The organism is Cytobacillus massiliigabonensis (genome assembly GCF_900199725.1).
Taxonomy (GTDB): Bacteria; Bacillota; Bacilli; order Bacillales; family Cytobacillaceae; genus Cytobacillus; species Cytobacillus massiliigabonensis.
This window is the reverse complement of the sequence record NZ_LT904904.1, coordinates 1,178,327-1,193,193: the sequence shown is the minus strand read 5'-3', so window position 1 is coordinate 1,193,193 and position 14,867 is coordinate 1,178,327. Positions and strand designations below refer to the sequence as shown.

At 38.2% G+C, this 14,867-nt stretch carries 13 protein-coding genes; 2 read left to right on the top strand and 11 right to left on the bottom strand.

The features are described 5' to 3' along the window. The 5 genes from C1726_RS26255 to C1726_RS17010 form a co-directional block, all read right to left on the bottom strand. On the bottom strand, positions 1–419 hold a 419-nt coding region (locus C1726_RS26255), incomplete at its 3' end, for a helix-turn-helix domain-containing protein (protein ID WP_180968133.1). Between the two features lie 67 nt (positions 420–486). Beyond that, positions 487–1,230, bottom strand: coding sequence for a flagellar motor protein MotS (motS, locus tag C1726_RS17025; protein ID WP_102274239.1), 744 nt, complete (start codon positions 1,228–1,230; stop codon positions 487–489). Then, positions 1,220–2,038, bottom strand: coding sequence for a flagellar motor protein MotP (motP, locus tag C1726_RS17020; RefSeq protein WP_102274238.1), 819 nt, complete (start codon positions 2,036–2,038; stop codon positions 1,220–1,222). The genes motS and motP overlap by 11 nt, the downstream gene beginning before the upstream one ends. Positions 2,039–2,087: 49 nt before the next feature. Continuing rightward, complete coding sequence (ccpA, locus tag C1726_RS17015; RefSeq protein WP_102274237.1) at positions 2,088–3,086, bottom strand: catabolite control protein A; 999 nt, start codon at positions 3,084–3,086, stop codon at positions 2,088–2,090. 289 nt (positions 3,087–3,375) lie between these two features. Then, positions 3,376–4,449 carry a bifunctional 3-deoxy-7-phosphoheptulonate synthase/chorismate mutase gene (locus tag C1726_RS17010; protein ID WP_102274236.1) on the bottom strand — a complete coding sequence of 358 codons (1,074 nt, stop codon included), beginning with the start codon at positions 4,447–4,449 and terminating at the stop codon, positions 3,376–3,378. Positions 4,450–4,815: 366 nt separating this feature from the next. Here C1726_RS17010 and pilM point away from each other — a divergent pair, with 366 nt between their 5' ends. Then, positions 4,816–6,981, top strand: coding sequence for a cell division protein FtsA (pilM, locus tag C1726_RS17005; protein ID WP_102275841.1), 2,166 nt, complete (start codon positions 4,816–4,818; stop codon positions 6,979–6,981). Positions 6,982–6,995: 14 nt separating this feature from the next. Here pilM and ytxJ read toward each other — a convergent pair whose 3' ends face one another. From ytxJ to C1726_RS16990, 3 genes are all read right to left on the bottom strand, one after another. Continuing rightward, entirely contained in the window at positions 6,996–7,325 is a 330-nt protein-coding gene (ytxJ, locus tag C1726_RS17000; RefSeq protein WP_102274235.1) for a bacillithiol system redox-active protein YtxJ, read from the bottom strand. 67 nt (positions 7,326–7,392) lie between these two features. Continuing rightward, on the bottom strand, positions 7,393–7,863 hold the full coding sequence (locus C1726_RS16995) for a YtxH domain-containing protein (RefSeq protein WP_102274234.1): 471 nt from the start codon (positions 7,861–7,863) through the stop codon (positions 7,393–7,395). A gap of 16 nt (positions 7,864–7,879) precedes the next feature. Next, positions 7,880–8,356 carry a DUF948 domain-containing protein gene (locus tag C1726_RS16990; RefSeq protein WP_102274233.1) on the bottom strand — a complete coding sequence of 159 codons (477 nt, stop codon included), beginning with the start codon at positions 8,354–8,356 and terminating at the stop codon, positions 7,880–7,882. A gap of 233 nt (positions 8,357–8,589) precedes the next feature. Here C1726_RS16990 and C1726_RS16985 point away from each other — a divergent pair, with 233 nt between their 5' ends. Next, positions 8,590–9,705 (top strand): aminopeptidase, encoded by a 1,116-nt coding sequence (locus C1726_RS16985; protein ID WP_102274232.1) that lies wholly within the window; start codon positions 8,590–8,592, stop codon positions 9,703–9,705. A gap of 49 nt (positions 9,706–9,754) precedes the next feature. Here the strand turns inward: C1726_RS16985 and murC are convergent, their stop codons facing one another. From murC to C1726_RS16970, 3 genes are all read right to left on the bottom strand, one after another. Then, positions 9,755–11,050, bottom strand: coding sequence for a UDP-N-acetylmuramate--L-alanine ligase (gene murC / locus C1726_RS16980; RefSeq protein ID WP_102274231.1), 1,296 nt, complete (start codon positions 11,048–11,050; stop codon positions 9,755–9,757). A gap of 275 nt (positions 11,051–11,325) precedes the next feature. Beyond that, on the bottom strand, positions 11,326–12,423 hold the full coding sequence (locus tag C1726_RS16975; RefSeq protein WP_102274230.1) for a nicotinate phosphoribosyltransferase: 1,098 nt from the start codon (positions 12,421–12,423) through the stop codon (positions 11,326–11,328). A gap of 74 nt (positions 12,424–12,497) precedes the next feature. After that, positions 12,498–14,792 (bottom strand): DNA translocase FtsK, encoded by a 2,295-nt coding sequence (locus C1726_RS16970; protein ID WP_102274229.1) that lies wholly within the window; start codon positions 14,790–14,792, stop codon positions 12,498–12,500. Between the last annotated feature and the right edge of the window lie 75 nt (positions 14,793–14,867).

Genomic DNA, 14,867 nt, shown 5'->3' with positions numbered 1-14,867 from the left:
TCATTTTCAGCTTGTAATGCCTCCATTGAACCCTCTACAGGTAATGATTTTTTTGTTTCCTTTTTCATGGATGGACGCCCCTTTTTCTTTGGAAATAGAGCGTCCACACCTGATTCTTCAACCTGCCTTTGCCATTGAAGAATTGTAGAAGGAGAAGAAATGTTATACACAGCCGCTGCTTGTTTAAAAGACGCTCCAAGTTCGCTCATATAATTTAGTACGTCCATTTTAAAATGAATATCATAGTTTGTATAGGATGAAATTAATCCATTTTCACCATTTTCTCTATATTGAGCTATCCAAGTTTCTAAGGGGGTTTTACTTACATTGAAACGCCTAGCAACTGCTCGAATAGACTCTTTTCCATTTAAATAGTCTAATACCGCCTCAAGTTTTAACTCAAATGAATATTTGGCCATAAAAAAACTGCACCTCCAATTGTTAGTTGTGTCTAACAATTGGGGTGCAGTTCATTTTTGGTCCTTTTTAATTTGAAGCTAGATCATCTTCACTATATTTTGGATCCGAAATAATAATTTCTACCCGCCGGTTTTTCTGACGATTTTCCGGACTATCATTAGAAATAACTGGTCTTGTGTCCGCATAGCCAACCGCAATAAATCTGCGGCTATCAAGCTGATGATTGGCTATCAGATAATTTATTACACTGCTGGCACGCGCAGCCGAGAGCTCCCAATTGGATGGATATCTAAAAGAACTCATCGGGATATCATCTGTATGACCTTCTACCTTAACTAAATTAGGCAGTTTCACCAAAAGCTCGCCAACTTTATTTAAAAAGGCATGTGAATCCCCAAGAAGAGTCGCTTGTCCGGGATCAAATAGAACCTGTTCTTGCAGTACAAGAACGACTCCACGTTCTGTCCGGTTAGCAATAATTACATCTTCTAATCCATTCTTGTCCAGATAGTTTTGTACTTCAGTTAATAAACTCTGCAAGGATTCCTCAGACATGTCTTTCTCATTTTTTTCCTCAGGCAATTCCGTTTCTACGGCAGCTGGGTTTTCTAACGGGATCATCGAAGGATAAAAGTCAAAAAAGTGCTCCTGAAATGATTCAGTAATTGCTTTAAACTTAATCATATCAATTTGAGACATTGAAAATAACAAAATAAAAAAAACTAATATGAGTGTAACCAAATCAGAGAATGTAACCATCCAGCCCGGTGCGCCTTTTGCTTGCTCGGCTGGTCTTCTCTTAAGCTTCATCTTTCAGAGCCTCCCCTGAATTCATAGCTTGAATTGCTTCTTTTCTCTCTTTAGAGGATAGAAAGGCACTTAATTTCTCCTCCAACAGTTTAGGATTCTGGCCAGATTGCACGCCAATAACACCCTCAATAATAATTTGCTTAAAAAACACCTCTTGTTCTGTCTTTAAAGCTAGCTTGGAAGCTAACGGAAGGAAAAATAAATTGGCTAACAGTGTTCCATATAAGGTAGTTAATAAAGCAATTGCCATATTAGGTCCTAAAGAGGATGGATCATTCAGGCTTTTTAACATCAGGACTAAGCCGATCAGAGTTCCGATCATCCCCCACGCAGGTGCATATTCCCCTGCCTTTTCAAGAATGCTTCTGCCCTTTCTATGTCTTTCTTCCATCGCTACTATTTCTGCATTCATAATATCATTAATTACATCTGGCTCTATTCCATCAACTGCAAGTAAAATTCCCTTGCGTATGAATGGATCATCAACCTCTTCCAATTGGGTTTCTAAAGATAGCAACCCCTCTCGCCGTGCACGGTCAGATAGATACACAAATGTCTTAATTAATCCGCTTAAGTTTTGCTCATTATGTGAAAAACCGTGCTTAATAACAGTGAACATATGCTTCATATCCTTTAGCGGAAAGCTTACAAGCAGTCCAGCGAGCAGACCGCCTACTACAATAAGCATAGATGCAGGGTCAACAAATGAAAGAAATCCATCAATCCCTCCGTTTGTAATAACCCCGAAAATAAGCATTCCCAAACCAACGATTAATCCAATGGGTGTTAACGCGTCAAACCTTTTCATATTCCCTCTCCTGATCGTTTAAAAATAATATATCTTTCTGTTTTTTCTTTTATTTAGTTGAGTTTCGCTGTTCAATTCTGTGAGGAAGAACAATTATATGATCGGAGATTTCTTCTTTATTCATTAATTTTGTAAGGAGTCTCATTGCAACTGCACCAATATCATATAAAGGCTGTACAACAGTTGTAAGCTGCGGTCTTACCATTAATGATAAACGAGTATTATCCGAACTAATCACCTCAAAATCCTCAGGAATTTTGAAGCCTCTATCCTCTGCACCATGAACAACCCCTAATGCCATTTCATCCGATCCTGAGAAAATCGCAGTTGGTTTCGTACTTTGTTCAAGAAGCTTTTCAAATATTTCTATTCCGGAATCATATGTATAATCCCCTTCTACTACGAAGTCATCCTTGTATTCGATTCCTGCTTCTGTAAGTGCCCGTTTGTATCCTGCCAATTTTTTATCACGGTTAATTGGCTCTGCTAAAGGACCAATAGCGATCGCAATCTCCTTATGTCCCTTTTCGATAAAAGAATGAATCGCATCATATGCAGCTTGTTCATAGTCAATATTTACCGATGGGATTTTTTCACTTTTTTCAATAGAACCAGCCAGTACAATTGGTACAGGAGATTTTTCAAATTCTTCAACAAGTTCAGAAGTAACATTTCCTCCCATAAAAACAATTCCATCCACTTGTTTTCCAAGCATTGTATTTAATAAATGCAGTTCCTTATCCAAGTTTTGATCTGAATTGCTAAGGATAATATTATATTTGTACATTGTCGCGATATCTTCAATTCCTCTGGCAAGCTCCGCAAAAAATGTACTTGAAATATCCGGAATAATCACACCAACAGTTGTTGTTTTTTTACTGGCAAGACCGCGAGCAACAGCATTTGGACGATAACCTAATTTTTCAATTACCTCCAATACTTTCTTTCGGGTAGCTGGCTTCACGTTCGGATTCCCATTAACAACCCTTGAAACAGTTGCCATTGATACATTGGCTTCTCTTGCCACATCATATATTGTTACATTCATTAATTTTCACTCCTTATTCTAATAACGATCCATATGGTTTATCATAGTTTACTGCAAGCAGCAGCAACCTACTCATTCTCTTGGAATCTGATTAAAAATATATGTATAATTATGTATTCAATCATACGACAGTAATTGACAAGCCGCAATGTAAAGACTTGTTTTTTTATAAAAAATACACAATCGAAAAGCGGAGGCGACTGATCAGCCCCGACTTAGACCCAAGAGGGGCTAGAAGCCGCAGCTAGACAATAAAAAGCCTTCTACACGATGCAGAAGGCTTTCACTATTAAACTCTGGCAAAGGCAAATGATCGAAGTTCATTCATAAATTCATCAAATTGCTTTAAATCCATTTGCTGTGCATTATCTGATAACGCTACTGCTGGATCAGGATGAACCTCAGCCATTACTCCATCGGCACCAATAGCTAAAGCTGCCTTAGCTGTAGGGAGAAGCAAATCTCGTCTCCCAGTTGAATGCGTAACATCAACTAATACCGGTAAGTGGGTTTCTTTCTTCAAAATTGGGACTGCTGAAATATCTAGTGTATTTCTTGTAGCACGTTCATACGTCCGAATACCACGTTCACAAAGAATAATTTGTCCATTGCCTTGAGCCATGATATACTCAGCAGCATTTATAAACTCTTCAATTGTAGCCGAAATCCCCCGCTTTAATAGGATTGGCTTATTTACTGCTCCGGCTGCCTTCAACAGTTCAAAGTTTTGCATGTTTCTTGCGCCTATTTGAATGACGTCTAGATAGTCTACTGCTACTTCAATGTCAGCAGGGCTAACAATCTCACTAATAACAGCTAGGTCAAACTCATCGCCAATTCTTTTTAAAATTTTTAAGCCTTCTAAGCCAAGACCTTGGAAATCATAAGGAGATGTTCTAGGTTTAAAGGCTCCTCCACGCAGAAGCTTAAGCCCCTTTGCTCTTACAGCATCAGCAACAGTCGCTACTTGTTCATAGGATTCCACCGCACATGGACCAAAAACTAAATGCGGTTTCCCATCACCTATTCTTTCTCCTTTGAGTTCAACAATCGTGTTTTCAGGTTTCTTTTTTCTAGAAACTAATAGTGCTTTGCGGTGATCATCCTCTTGCAGCTCTAATCCTGCTTTGAAAATTTCCTTAAAAACATGCTCAATGGTTGAGTTTTCAAATGGCCCATCATTATGTTCTTTAATCTGATCAAGCATTTTTCTCTCACGGACAGGATCATAACGATAAACCCCCTGTGTTTCCTTCGCTTTTCCAATTTCCTGAACAAGCTTAGCTCTTTCATTAATTAATGATAAAAGCTGTAGGTTTAGTTCATCCACACGATTACGTAGTTGATCAAGTTCCTTACTCATTACAATCCCTTCCTTTCCATTTTTAAATGTTGAGTCAGAAGAAGAGTGTTACATTGATACTTGTCTAGCGCTAGAGCCTATCGCCTATCAAACTTCAGGTCCCCTACGCAACGATTTCGTCAGCATCGGTTCGCTATCGCTCACCGTGTTTCCTTTATCGAAAGAACCGGCCCTTCTGCGTTTGTACGGCGATGAGCAAGGCTCCCTGCGCTTTTTCTTCTTTATCGACCCGATATTATGTGTTACATTTTAAATAATTAGAGTTATTATATATGAATTATCTGAGTATGTCACTAATAATTTCTTTATCAATTAAACGCTTTTAAGTAATAAAGTGGACAATGAACTATGAAGAAGGTGTTTCCTTTGCAAAAACATAAAAAGCTATTTGCCCTAGATATTGGCACACGTTCTGTAATCGGCATTATCCTTGAAGAACATGAAGGGCACTACCATGTTGTAGACAGTCTAGTTAAAGAACATACAGAACGAGCCATGCTTGATGGACAAATACATGATGTCTTATCCGTATCAAAAATTATTTCTGAGATAAAAAAACAGCTCGAGGAGAAACATGGTCCGCTGAAAAAAGTTTGTGTAGCTGCTGCTGGCCGTGCGTTAAAAACAGAACGTTCAAAAGTAACAATTGATATAAATGGCAAACCGCTTATTAAAAATCAAGATATACTCCATCTGGAGCTTACTGCAGTTCAACAAGCCCAGTCTGTTGTTGCTGAAAAAAATGAAGCTGAACAAAGCTTTTATTATTATTGTGTTGGCTATTCTGTTCTATATTACCGGCTCGATGGAGAAGAAATCGGCAATTTAATCGATCAGCAAGGAAAAGAAGCTTCAGTTGAAATTATTGCTACATTCTTGCCAAAGGTTGTTGTTGAATCACTGCTATCAGCCCTTCACAGAGCAGGCCTTGAAATGGAAGCATTGACACTTGAGCCAATTGCAGCTATTCATGTATTAATTCCGCCCTCTATGCGCCGGCTGAATGTTGCGTTAGTTGATATTGGTGCAGGGACATCGGATATTGCCATAACAGATTTAGGAACTGTCATCGCTTACGGAATGGTTCCTGTTGCTGGTGACGAAATAACTGAAGCAATTAGCGACCAATTACTCTTAGATTTCCCATTTGCAGAAGAAGCAAAAAGAGAATTATATAAGAATGATACAATAACAGTTACAGATATACTAGGATTTGAAACTGAAGTGAGAAAAGAAGACCTCGTGTCACAGATTTCCCCTGTCCTTGATCGGCTTGCCTCATCTATATGTAATGAAATATTGAGCCTGAATAATAATAAGCCTCCTAAAGCAGTTATGCTTGTCGGCGGCGGCAGCCTCACGCCAGAACTGCCAAAAAGGGTTGCTGAAAAACTGAATCTACCCGAAAACAGGGTTGCAATTAGGGGAATCGATGCCATTCGTTCATTAACAATCGCTGATCAGATTGCACAAGGGCCAGAGCTTGTTACACCAATCGGAATTGCCATTGCTGCGCATCACTCCCCTGTTCAATATAAGACGGTATATGTGAATGAACAGCCTGTCCGATTATTTGAGGTTAAAAAGCTGACTGTTGGCGATTGTCTGCTTGCTGCAGGAATTAAGATGAATAAGCTTTATGGAAAGCCAGGCTTAGCACTTATTGTTTCATTAAACGGGCAAAATATTACCATTCCTGGCGGCCATGGCGATCCACCGGTCATACTGCGTAATGGACAAATAAGTTCATTAGACAGCGAAATCGAAAACGGAGACCAGCTCCAAATTGAAAAAGGAAAGGATGGTCAAAGGGCAGAATTACAAATAAAAGATTTAATCGATGAAATTCCAAAAAGAGAAGTAAAAATAAATGAAAAAGAGTATTCAATAGAGGCAGCAATTACATGTAACGGAAAGGCTGTTTCAGCTGAAAAACCTGTTGAAGACCGGGATGTAATTGAATGCTGCATGCCCGAGACAATTGAAGATATGCTTATCACACTAAATTTGGATGAACATATCATACAGTCCCGCCCTTTCAGAGTAAATATTAATGGAAAAGAAACGTTTATCCCGGCATTTTCAGGCAAGGTTTATCGAAATGGAATAGAGGTTAAGTTACATAACAATTTTGAGCATAAAGACCATATCACCATAGAGAAAAAAACAATGCCAACAGCTAAGGAAATAGCTGAAGTGAAACAAATAATGCTATCACATACGATTCCCATCTCATTTAATGGGGAAAACATCCATCTTCACAAGCCGATTTCAATTATTAGAAGAAATAATACGATTCTGGCAGAAAATGATCCTATCCAGGATGGAGACCATATTGTAATTGAGCATCGAAAGCTAGAACCTTTCTTATTTCAGGATTTATTTGGTCATGTTGAGATCGAAATGCCCGCACAGGCTAACGGAAACTTTGTCTTATTAAAAAACGGCGAACAGGCAACCTTTCATAGCAAACTGGAGCCAGGGGATAACCTTACAATTGTCTGGCCATCTGCACAAAAAACATCCATCTAATGGATGTTTTTTTGTTATTTATTTTCTTCAATTGCCTTTTTAAGTGAATCATATGTAATCTTCCAATGAGATGCATGCCAAACTGGTTTACTTTTTTTAAAGAGAATTGCTTGAGGTGATTCATGTTTAATTTGAAAGCTTTCAGCAATATGATTGGAAAAAGGACGATCCTCTTGTACAACAAGATAATATGTCTTTATACTCTCATTTTCATTTGCAAACGTTTCATATTCCTCATAAGCAGCCTGGCTAATTGGACAAGTCGAGCTATGCTTGAAGAGAAGAAACAAATCCTCTTCTTCCATTTTCTTATCAAATGCTGCATTTTCATTTATTCTTTCCACTGTAGTCCCTCCCATACAATTAACGGTGAAGCCATCTTACTTCACCGTTTCTAAAAAAAATTTCCTTTTATTGACGAACCTTTTTCTCTGTTTCATCGAATGCTCTCTTCGTATCTTCCAGTCTTTTTTGAATCTCAGAGTCATGCGCGGGCAAAGGAATATGTCCCATATTGCCTTCTTCTGTAAGGCTCTGCCCTTCATCATTAGTCTTTAAACCCTTTACCTTATTCATGATTTCAGCACTTTGCTTGGAGACTGTGTTTGTAATGGCATTTGTTTTTTCCTTCGCAGCACTTGCCAATACTGTTCCCTTTGCAACTGCCGTTTCACGTATTTGACCTGTTTTTGCTTTTAGCACAATTGCCTGTTCATTCATATTCGTTCTTAATTCTTTACCAGATTTAGGTGCCAGGAAAAGAGCTGTTGCAGCACCGACGATCCCACCGATTAAAGCGCCAATCAAAAAATCCTTTGTGTTGATACTTTCTTCTGATTTCGACTGATTTTGATCATTTTGGATTCGTTCTTGACTACCCATACTCATTACTCCTCCTTTAGTTTCTTCCTCTAATCCTTTTCTTCTGAAGGGCTTGTTCGCCTTCCACTATAAAGTTTTCTTTTTGTTTTCTCATTTTCCATTTATCCTTCATTTCGAGAAAAATCTGACTCCATTGAACCACTGCAGCAATCTTGTCCTTATTTTCTTCAAATTGATTATTCACAGAAGCAGTAACCTTTTGGATCGAACCATTAAAACTGCGAACGGTATCTCCTACATCTTTAACCGCAACTACTACACTATTCAAGCTTTCTGACTTATGCTGTATATCCTCTGCAAGTGCATTGGTTTTATGTAACAGTTCGGCTGTTTCTCGTGTTACTCCATCTAATTGTTTTTCCAGCCCAATTAATGTCTTCGATACGCTATCTAAAGTTACCTGTAAAGATTTTAATGTTTTAGATAAATAAATAACAAGAATCAAAAATGCAATCGCAATAACCGCTATACTCAAATATAATATGATTTGCAATAAAAGCACCTCCAAATGGAATAACTACTATCTTTCTACCCTATTTTGTTCGACATAAACCTTCGTTTCCTAATACATTTCCATACTAACGTGCACATACCTTCTTTTGCTTTCGACATTTTCCATTACAAATATAAATTTATCATATCTGAAGGGTTTAAATAAACAAAAATGGTTATTTCGGGTACAATAGTATGGTGACATACTAATATTACTTATTCGGAGGGATAAAAATGAAAGATCCTCGAATTGGAACACTGGCAAAAAATTTAATAAACTATTCAGTCCGCCTGCAGAAGGGGGAAAAGGTTCTTATTGAGAACTTTGGACTGCAAAGAGAGCTTGTAACAGCACTTGTTAAAGAAGCATATGCTGCTGGGGGCTATCCATTTGTTTCACTGAAGGATCATCAAGTGGACCGTGCTCTTTTATTAGGTGCACAAGAAGAGCAATTTAATATGATGGCAGATTTTGAAGCAAATGTGATGAGTAAAATGGATGCATACATAGGTCTTAGATCAGGTGATAACATTAATGAACATGCGGATGTACCAGATGACAAAATGAGAATCCAAGGTTCAACGATTGGCAGAAAGGTACACAGTGACATTCGCGTACCAAAAACGAAATGGGTAGTTCTTAGATATCCGAATTCTTCAATGGCACAGCTAGCTAAAATGAGTACAGAAGCTTTCGAAGATTTCTACTTCAAAGTATGTAATCTTGACTATGGAAAAATGGATCAAGCAATGGACAATCTAGTTGAATTAATGAACAAAACGGACAAAGTTAATATCACAGGTCCTGGAACAGATTTAACATTCTCAATCAAGGATATTCCAGCAATTAAATGCTCAGGTCAAATGAATATCCCTGACGGAGAGGTTTACACGGCTCCTGTTCGTGATTCAGTGAATGGAGTAATTACCTATAATACTCCTTCTCCATATCAAGGCTTCACATTTGAAAATGTGAAATTAACCTTTAAAGATGGAAAAATTATTGAAGCAGAAGCAAACGATAGTGAAAGAATTAATAAAATATTTGATACAGATGAGGGTGCCCGTTATATTGGCGAATTTGCCATTGGCGTAAATCCTTTTATCCAGCATCCGATGCAGGATATCTTATTCGATGAAAAAATTGATGGCAGCTTCCACTTTACTCCAGGCCAGGCGTATGATGATGCATATAATGGCAATAAATCAAATATTCATTGGGATATGGTTAATATTCAGCGCCCTGATTATGGCGGCGGGGAAATTTATTTTGATGACCGGCTTATTCGTAAGGACGGCCGCTTCGTTATCCCAGAGCTTGAGGCACTAAATCCTGAGAATCTTAAATAAAGAATACAGTTATACAAAAAAGATGCAGCTAAAATTAGCTGCATCTTTTTTATATCTGTTTTTCATATGCTTCTTGAAACTTCTGAATATCTCCTGCCCCCATAAAAATGATAACGGCATTTTCATGAGTTTTCAAAATAGAAGTTTCTTCTTCTAACAGAATTTCAGCATTAGGAATTTTGGCCTTCAAGTCTTCAATGGAAAGCTGTCCATGAACTTCCCTTGCCGACCCAAAGATTTCGCATAAATAAACTTTATCTGCTAAATTTAAACTTTCGGCAAAATCATCTAGAAAGGTTTGTGTTCGAGTAAATGTATGCGGCTGAAAAACACTAACAATCTCACGTTCAGGATACTTTTGTCTGGCCGCATCGATTGTCGCTTTAATTTCTGTTGGATGGTGCGCATAATCATCTATGATAATTTGCGTTCCAATTTCTTTTTCAGAAAATCTTCTTTTAACACCTTCAAAGGATTGAAGATATTCTTGAACAATACGTGAATCAATTTCCTCATAGTGGCAAATTGCTATAACAGCGAGTGAATTTAGAATATTGTGATCGCCAAAGGAACGAATGGAGAACGTTTCAAAAAAAGTATTTCTGACAAAGACATCAAATGTTGTTCCTTCTGTTGTCTTAACAATATTCCGCGCTTGAAAATCATTTTCCTCACCGAACCCATAAAAAAGGACGGGGACTTTTGCTTGAATTTTTTGCAGATGTTCATCATCTCCACATGCAAAAATCCCCTTATTTACTTGCCATGACATTTCCTGAAAAGCTGAAAATACATCATCAATATTGGCAAAATAATCTGGGTGATCAAAATCAATATTTGTCATGATTGCGTAATCAGGGAAATATGACAAGAAATGTCTTCTATATTCACATGCCTCAAAAACGAAATACTCCGCATTCTCTTCTCCCCTACCAGTACCATCTCCAATTAGGAATGAAGTTGGCTTGGCACCTTTCATTACATGTGCAAGCAAGCCTGTAGTAGACGTTTTCCCATGTGCACCCGTTATAGCGATACTCGTAAAGTTATTCATAAAGTCACCAAGAAAGCGATGGTAACGTATAACCGGCAAGCCAAGCCTCATTGCTTCTTGTATTTCTTCATGAGTATCCGGAAACGCATTCCCGGCAATAATCGTCATACCTGGCTGTATATTTTCCTTTTGAAAGGGAAGGATCTTTATTCCAGATTGCTCAAGGGCCAGTTGAGTAAAGAAATGCTTTTCATAATCTGAGCCTTGAACCTGAAAATTCATATCATGGAGAACTTGAGCCAAGGCACTCATTCCAGACCCCTTAATACCTACGAAATGGTAAATAGTCATATAAAGAACCTCCAACCATCGTATATCTGTAAAACAGTATATGACATTTATCTAGTTTTGCGCACATCTCAATCTAGGACATGCATTTTAAGCAGAACAAAATTTCAAAGAACAAAAAAATTTCCATTTAAAATTCATATTCAAACATTATACCATTAATTATCGTTAATAACTATGTAATAAAAAGGATTAACAGTAATCCCTTTTATTGTCAGGGACAAGATGAGAACAAGCTATTTTATGACTCTCCCTTGCCTGCCAGCTGTTTCCTATTATTATTCCACTTTTTCTAATCGTGGGTTTGGACGGTACCGTCTGCCTGCTTTAGCTGCATGTTTTCCGTTAATTAATACATTATCACCTGTAAAACCAATATTAATTTTCAGCAGACTGCTACCAACACCATAGGTGTCAACTGGAACGCCTCTTTCCTCAAACTCTTGAATCCGTGATTCATTAAAACCGCCACTTACAACAATTTTAACATGGGTAAATCCTTCTTCATCCAATGCATTTCGAAGGGCAAATACTAGTTCTGCATTTACCCCCCTAGGGTCAAACGTCCCTAGCAGATGCTGATTTCGTAAGAAGTATTGATCAATCAGTGTACGAGAAGTATCTAATCGAACTCCCTTTAATTCCTTGCCAAATGTTCTTGCAACCTTAAGAGAGTCAGTAATCACATCATTATTGTAATCAACTAAAGCAACAAGGTCATCTTCAGGGAAGGTTTCTTGATAGGCTTTCGTTGCAGCAACAATATCTCCATTGAATAGCTGAATGAGCGCATGCGGCATAGTCCCCATGCCTTGTTTTCCCCACCACTCATTCATAGCATGGGTTGCTTGAGCTGTTGCGCCTCCAATATGGGCTGCATATCCATCTCCAGCTTGAGTAATATAGTGATCGTCGCGATCCCCCATGAAGATCACTTGCTTCTGCTTTCCAGAAGCGCTTGCCGCCTTAACGACGTTATACACATTTGTTGCAACAGACGTCCGTCTTGAAAGAATTCCGTCAATGACACCCTCAAGGTAGCCAAACGTCTGATATTTGCCAGTAATGGTTAATACTGTTTCGAATGGAGATATTTTGTCGCCATCCTTTAAAGAATATATTTCAAGTTCATCCGGATTATCAGCAAAAGTTTTAAGAAGTGCGATTACTTCATCTGTTCCGCATAATACCGCGTGGTTTTTTTGAAAAAACTGCATCGTGACAACATTATCCTTCTTATATTTATTCACGATGTCTCTCGTCTTTAAAAAATAAACAGCGGAAAACCAGCCGTCTTTCACACGCTCATCGAATTTGAATGTCTGGTTTGTCAGACGTTTGATTTTCCCTTGAAGTTTTAACTCAATTTCTTTCATTTCTAAAAGCTCCTCAGTAATTAACAAATATTTATTCTTATTATTTTAAACATGCAAGTAAAGAATACCATGGATTAATTTATTGTACTAGTACCTTGGACTGATTCAAGATCAGCTTCAGTAATTAGAACATCACGCGGCTTGCTTCCGCGCGCCTCAGAAATCATTCCTTGTTTTTCCATCATATCAATTAATCGTGCAGCACGGTTATAGCCAATTTTAAATCTTCTTTGGAGGCTAGAGGTTGAGGCTGATCCTTGATCAACAACAAATTCGCAGGCTTCGTAAAATAGCTCGTCCTCTTCTTCGATCACTTGTGCCTTTTTCAATAATTCTTCCTGTTCAAATAAATATTCAGGCTCTCTTTCTTTTCTTACATGCGCAACGACATCGTCAATTTCATTATCAGACACATAAGTACCTTGGAGACGAACTGGTTTAGAGCTGCCATTTTCCAAAAATAACATATCTCCACGGCCAAGCAATTTTTCAGCTCCGCTTATGTCAATAATTGTTCGTGAATCAATCTGCGATGATACAGAAAAAGCAATTCTAGTTGGGACATTGGCTTTGATTAAGCCCGTAATAACATCAACGGATGGCCTTTGTGTAGCAATGATCAAATGAATGCCGCACGCTCTTGCCTTCTGTGCAATTCGACAGATGGCTTCTTCCACATCTGCAGGTGACATCATCATTAAATCAGCAAGCTCATCAATAATAATTACCATGAAAGGAAGCTTATCAGCATATCGTTTATGCTCCATCGCCAATTCATTGAAGCGGTTAATATCCCTTACACCAGCATGGGCAAATAACTCATAGCGCCTTTCCATTTCTTCGACAGCCCATTTTAAGGCAGCAGTTGCAGCCTTCACATCTGTGATAACTGGGCTAACTAAATGAGGAATGCGGTTGTACGGTGCCAATTCAACCATTTTTGGATCAATTAGAATTAGCTTTAATTCATCAGGCGTCGCCTTATATAATAGGCTGACTAAAATTGAATTGATACATACACTTTTTCCCGACCCTGTGGCCCCAGCTATTAATCCGTGAGGCATTTTTCTTAAGTCTGTTACGATCGGATTGCCTGCAATATCTAACCCCAGCACTGCTGTTAATGGCGAGGTGCTATCGCGAAATTCAGGACTATTGATGATTTCGCTTATAAATACTGGCCTGCTTTTCTTATTGGGCACTTCAATTCCAATTGTATGCTTGCCAGGAATTGGGGCTTCAATCCTGATGTCCCGTGCAGCTAGGCTTAATTTAATATCGTCTGATAGATTCGTGATTTTATTTACCTTTACACCTGGCTCTGGCTGTACTTCATACCTTGTAACGGATGGTCCTTGTGTAATATTAACTACTTTTGCATGCACATTGAAGTTTTTTAAAGTAGAATTCAATAACTGCTCCTGTTCTTTAATCCATTCAGATGATTCCTCCTGATAGACGGCAGAGGCAAGCAGTGTTTTTGATGGAAATTTATAATAGGTAATTTCTTCATCTTGAATCATTTGTTGATCAGCAGGAAGTACCGGTACAGCCTTCCCTGGAACTGGACGCTTAATTTCTAACCCTGATTTTACTGGAATCATTTTCTCAGCCAGATTTTTTTTATCTTGGTTTAGCATGATTACATTAAACGGGATATGCTTTCTTCCTGGAGAAACCGGAATCTCTTCTTCTTCCATGCTCTCTTGATTTTCAGCATAATGTCTTATATCTTCAGTCACTTCTTCTGTTACTTTAACTTCCCCTGAAATAGGATAGATCTCTTCCATTTCCTGTACTGGCTCTTCCAATAATATTTCAGAATGATCGTCTTCTTGAATTGAAAAAAGATCGATTTTATTTTCAGCTGGATCCTGCGGATGTATGGGCCGATCATTGTTTTCGCATACATCTATTTCTTCTACTGCGAATGCATCTTCCATTTTAAGAGCATTGTTTAATTCATATTCTATTGGTTCTTGATCCTCTTGCTCTATAATTTTTGTTTTCATTTTTGGACGGTCAAATCCGTATATCGGAGAAGGAATTTCTGTAGGCCGAAATGGACCTCTCTTTTTTACTGATTCGGACTTTTCCTTCGTCATTTTAGGCGGCTGATTAGGTGGTGAGAAGGAACCGGATGCGGCTCGACTTTCCAACGGTTCTTTTTTATTTGCCTGCCGTCCTCTAGGCTCTCTATTCTTTGGCTCATCAGGAATTAATGGGAAACGAAATTGACCCTTTGGATATTGATACACGATTTTTGCATCAATATCTTTTGACGTTTCATATTGTCTGTTCACAGGTTGATGATCTGTGAATTCTTGAATTTCATCATCTCTATAATCTTCCTCATCGTTCTTAAACATTTGAAAAAACTTCTTAAACAAACTCAAAGTATACCAACTCTTTCTTTCATTCTATCTTTCTTATTTTAGCAGTAT